4 protein-coding genes and 1 pseudogene are annotated in these 5370 nt (G+C 44.8%); 2 read left to right on the top strand and 3 right to left on the bottom strand.

The window, feature by feature from the left end; translation table 11 throughout:
• Nucleotides 1–1374: glycerol kinase GlpK (glpK, locus tag ACE3T3_RS15725; RefSeq protein WP_374668582.1), on the top strand; the 1374-nt coding region annotated here is incomplete at its 5' end.
• A 95-nt stretch (nucleotides 1375–1469) separates the two neighbouring features.
• On the opposite strand, the gene ACE3T3_RS15730 is transcribed toward glpK, so the two are convergent.
• From ACE3T3_RS15730 to ACE3T3_RS15740, 3 genes are all read right to left on the bottom strand, one after another.
• Nucleotides 1470–2999, bottom strand: a complete 1530-nt coding sequence (locus ACE3T3_RS15730) for a DHA2 family efflux MFS transporter permease subunit (protein ID WP_234303975.1) — start codon at nucleotides 2997–2999, stop codon at nucleotides 1470–1472.
• A gap of 6 nt (nucleotides 3000–3005) precedes the next feature.
• Nucleotides 3006–4157 carry an efflux RND transporter periplasmic adaptor subunit gene (locus ACE3T3_RS15735; RefSeq protein WP_374668584.1) on the bottom strand — a complete coding sequence of 384 codons (1152 nt, stop codon included), beginning with the start codon at nucleotides 4155–4157 and terminating at the stop codon, nucleotides 3006–3008.
• Between the two features lie 247 nt (nucleotides 4158–4404).
• Nucleotides 4405–4902, bottom strand: a complete 498-nt coding sequence (locus ACE3T3_RS15740) for a thioesterase family protein (protein WP_374668586.1) — start codon at nucleotides 4900–4902, stop codon at nucleotides 4405–4407.
• 108 nt (nucleotides 4903–5010) lie between these two features.
• On the opposite strand from ACE3T3_RS15740, the pseudogene ACE3T3_RS15745 reads away from it, so the two are divergent.
• A pseudogene (locus tag ACE3T3_RS15745) lies at nucleotides 5011–5370 on the top strand (porphobilinogen synthase); the annotation flags it as partial.

Below are 5370 nucleotides of genomic sequence, written 5' to 3' on the forward strand. Positions count from 1 at the left end.
CCCCAATCAGGCTGGGTAGAACAAGATGCCCAAGAGATTTGGAGCTCACAAATTGCTGTTGTACAGCAGGCTCTGGCTTCTGCTCGTATTTTAGCCAAAGACATCAAAGCAATTGGTCTTACTAACCAAAGAGAAACGACTGTCGTATGGGATAAACGTACAGGACAGCCGCTTGCACCAGCCATTATCTGGCAAGACCGTCGCGCATTTGAATGGTGTAATCAGCTCCTACAGCAAAACTTAAAAGATAAGATTCAATCCAAAACTGGACTCCGAATTGACCCTTACTTTAGTGCAGGAAAACTGGTCTGGTTACTTGAGCATGTCAATGGTCTACGCAGACTGGCTGAACAGGGGCATGTGGCCTTTGGCACGATTGATAGTTGGCTGATTTGGAATCTTACCCAAGGTGCTCAACATGTCATCGAAGTCAGCAATGCTTCTCGCACCATGCTCATGAACTTAAGTACCCAGCAGTGGGATGAAGAGCTATTAGATTTATTTAATATTCCGTCTGCATTACTGCCGAAAATCATCAACTCAGATACCTACGTCGCAGATACCGCGGCAGGCTTGCTCGGTGCCAATATTCCGATCACAGGCATATTAGGCGACCAGCAGTCTGCACTATTTGGACAGTCCTGTTTTGACATTGGGACTGCAAAAAACACCTATGGCACAGGTTGTTTTTTGCTGTTCAATACAGGCGAGACCGTTCAATACAGTAAAAACAAACTGCTTTCGACACTGGGTTGGAAAACGCAACATCAAACCACTTATGCCCTAGAAGGCAGTGTATTTATGGCAGGTGCGATTGTTCAGTGGTTACGGGATAATTTAGGCATTATTCAAAAAAGTAGCGATGTTGAAAAATTAGCTTGTACAGTTCAAGATACCGATGGCGTCATGCTGGTTCCGGCATTTACTGGACTCGGTGCACCACATTGGGACAGTGAAGCGCGTGCCCTCTTATGTGGAATGTCACGTGGAACCAACAAAGCCCATATTGCTCGTGCAGCCTTAGAATCCATTGCCTTTCAAGTCTCTGATGTACTGACCGCCATGCAAGCCGATATTCAGCAGCCGCTGAAAGAGCTCCGCGTCGATGGTGGCGCCAGTCAAAATGATATGCTGATGCAGTTTCAAGCCGATATTTTGAATGTGCCTGTACTACGCCCTAAGATGCAGGAGTCGACTGCATGGGGTGCGGCGGCCATGGCAGGCTTAAGGTGTGGCTTATTTTCAAGTTTGGATGAAATTGCACAGTCTTGGCAGCTTGAACGTGCTTTTGAACCCAAAATGAACACAGATCAACGTGAATTTCACTTACAACAATGGCAATCCGCTTTAAGACGCGCAAAGTCAGAACTTTGATTATTTAATTCTATTGTTTTGAAATATTCAAAACATCATAAAACTGCATAACATGCAGAATAAAAAACCGCTTCTAAAAGCGGTTTTTTATTACCTTAATGCGCATGCCCGCCACCGCCTGCCCCTATTTTAGGTTTAGGGCAGAGCCAAATAATAGATGCTGCAAATAGGAAAACCAAAGCCAAGATCAGGAAAATATAGTTTGCCGACAAGGTCAACGCTTCTTTATCCACTAAACTAGAAATATAGCCTAATGCACCTTCCGCGCTCATTCCCTGCTGCATCAACACCGACTGGGTTTGCTCTGTATGCAAACTGCCGACCATTTCGCTACGTGCAACTTTAGTATGGTCGTCCCAAATAGTGACAGCAATAGATGCGCCTATCGCCCCTGCCATAGTTCTTAAGAAGTTCATTAAACCTGCGGCAGATGCCATTTCATGTGGCAATACCGATGACAGTGCCATATTTGATAATGGGATAAAGAAAAATGGCACAGCAAAGCCCTGCAAGATTTGCGGCAATGCCAATGCAAAAAAGTCTGCATCTGTGGTCCAGAATGAGCGCATCAAGGTCACCCCGCCCAAGATGCTCAAACCAAAACTGGCCAGTGCACGTTGGTCATATTTGGTTGCCAATTTCGCCACAATGGGTGACATGGCTAAACTACCAAAACCCATGGTTGCGGTTAAATAACCAGCCCAAGTTGCGGTATAACCCAAATTGATCTGTAACCACTGCGGAATCAATACAATACTGCCAAAAAATGCGCCAAAGCCAAAGGCCAGTGCCAAGACAGAAATAGTGAAACTACGGTATCTAAAGATTTGGATATTCACCACTGGATGCCGTTCGGTCAGCTCCCAAATGGTAAAAATCACCAAGCCAATCACAGCCGTTAAAGCCAGTACCACGATCGCTGGGCTATTAAACCAATCGCGTTCATGCCCCAGATCGAGCATGAGCTGTAATGCTCCAATCCATAAAATCAGAAGAATCAATCCACCGCGATCAATTTTGAGTTTGGCCGTTGCGGTTTCCGCAGGTTTAAGCAGACGCATCGCAGCAAAAGCACACGCTATCCCAACAGGAATATTAATAAAGAAAATCCAATGCCAAGACATGTTGTCACTAATGGTTCCCCCTAAAATCGGACCAAGAATCGGACCAACCACCGTCGTCATTGCCCACATGCCCATCGCTTGGGATTGCTTTTCTGGAGGAAAAATCCGCATCAGTAACATCTGACTGAGCGGCATGATCGGGCCACCAAATAAACCTTGGCCGATGCGGCAAAAAACCAGCATTTCTAAACTGGTCGATAAACCACAAAATACCGAAAATATGGTGAAGCCAATCAGACTTAAGGTAAAAACCCTCACGCCACCAAAACGACCTGCGAGCCAGCCTGTTAAAGGAACACATATCGCTTCAGCCACAGCATAAGAGGTAATCACCCATGTTCCTTGCGAACTCGATACGGCAAGGCTTCCCGTAATATGAGGCACAGAAACATTGGCAATCGTCATGTCCAGCACGACCATAAAGTTGGCCAATGCAAGGACGAAAGCCGCCAACATCAGGCGACCACCCTTTAAGTCACCATAGGGAACATAGCTATTCATGTGCAACTACTTCGATTTCAAATCGATTTGAGCTTCCATCGACAAGCCAACACGTAAAGGATGTTCAGCCAACTCTTTTGGGTCGAGTTGAATACGTACAGGCAAACGCTGTACCACTTTAATCCAGTTGCCTGTAGCATTTTGTGCAGGAATCAGTGCGAAGGCTGAGCCTGTTCCACCAGAAAAGCCCAAGACCGTGCCATGGAACTCAACTGAGTCACCATAGAGGTCTGAGGTTAAAACTGCTTTTTGCCCTGGGCGTACATTTTCAAGCTGACTTTCTTTAAAGTTTGCATCGACATATAACTGTGAAATTGGAACCACCACCATGAGCACAGAACCTGGCGCCACACGCTGTCCAACTTGAATTTTTCGGCTCGTCACTACCCCATCAAATGGTGCTTTAATTTCAGTACGTTCTAAATCAAGCAAGGCTTGTTTTAGTTTTGCTTGAGCGACCAAAACATCCGGGGTCGAATTTTCATTACTGCCTTGAATTAAAGCTTCATTTGCAGCCAAGTTACTTTGCGCAGCTTTCTGACTGGATTTAGCCTGCGCCCAACCCGCTTGCGCCAAGTTATAGCCTGCTTGCGCATTATTTAAAGCGGCTTGTGCCGTGCTTAATTCTTCTTTAGAAATCGCGCCTGTCGCACTCAACTGCTGACGACGGTTCAAGTCATCTTGCGCTTTATCCAACTCTGCTTTGGCTTTAGCCACTTGCGCTTCAGCACTATGAATGGCGTCATCACTCACAAAGACTTGCGAGTTTAAAGAGCTACTGTTGGCCGCACTTTGTTTATACTGGCGCTGTGCTTTAAGTAGTTCGGCTTGAGCTTGGGCTACAGCAATTTCGGCATCACGATGATCGACCAAAACCAACACATCGCCTTGCTTTACAGTTTGCGTGTCACTGACCAACACTTTTTCAACTTGGCCTGTCACCATAGAGGTAATCGAGGCCGTTTCTGCGCCCACATAAGCATTATCCGTTGAAACCGAATGGTTAAAAAAAAGTTTCCAAATCAAAAATAAAATGGCAGCAATGATCAGAATCACAGCCACGAAACCTAAGCTTTTCTTACGTTTGGCTTTCAGTGCTTGATCATTGATTTGATCGGCTGGATCAGTATCTGGCAGTGTATTTGAGGCATCTGTCATTGATTTTTCCTAAATCTAACAGACTTGGTCAGCCGGCATCATCCCTGCGAAAGGGACATCAGACAAGTATTGTCTGCATTGGTGTCGATGAGAAAGTCACAATAAAATTTGATGCATTCTAAGAGCAAATAATCACATTTTGAGAAAATAAATTGTAACTGCTCAGTCTATTTTAGTTTTCAGCATCCAACTTCCTATTAGATGCTATAAATTTCACTTGAATATTAAATACTTAATTAATTTAAAACTAATAAGCATAAGAAGCAATCGCTGTTGCAATCGATTTGCCTTCATCATTGACCATGGTCATGCGCATCGTGCAGCCTTTACGCCCCAATCTTAAAGTTTCAGCACGGGCAATAAAATATTTTCCACGTCCCGGCGCGAGATAATCGACCCGCATATCGACTGTAGCTAAACGGGATACTTTTTTAATGGTGTCCGTAATCGTGTCAGGTTCCGCTTTTTTATACAACTCCCCCATCGCTACAATGCCACCAATACTGTCTAAAACTGTTGCAGCCACGCCCCCATGTAAAATTTGGAACGCGACATTGCCAATTAAGTAATCTTGCATATCAATATAGGCTTCTATTTGCCCATCAACGATTCGCATAGTCATGGTGTTGTGCTTAAAAAATGGCGACGCATTAAAAGCCTTAACCAACTGCTCAAAAACCACATCAATATCCACTTTTGCTCCTAAGTGTATGCTGCCCGTCCAGCTTTTTTCACCACTACTCATAACAATCTGCTTCACTCTTAAAACAATAAAAACCCGTCAATATGTGCCCAAAGCCATAAGATAGGTCTACAATACTGACCTAGTTTAATACCGATTATCGAGATTTGTATGACCTATACGTTCAATCGTCCCGCCTTCCCCGCTACTCGCATGCGCCGTATTCGTAAAAATGAACATCTGCGCTCTATGGTTCGCGAGACCCATTTAACGACAGATCATCTTATCTATCCAGTATTTGTCCTGCCGGGACAGAACCAGACGCAAGACATCCCCAGTATGCCGAAGGTGCAACGCCTATCTGCGGACTTACTCTTAAAAAAAGCAGAACGTTTACTTGAACTTGGCGTATCGAAACTGGCGCTATTTCCAGTGACACCCCAAGAAGATAAAAGCTTAAGTGCCGAAGCAGCATGGCGTGAAGATGGTGTGGTTCAAAACACGCTACGTCTGCTCAAAAAAGAATTACCT

This window comes from Acinetobacter sp. (genome assembly GCF_041919735.1).
Classification (GTDB): Bacteria; Pseudomonadota; Gammaproteobacteria; order Pseudomonadales; family Moraxellaceae; genus Acinetobacter.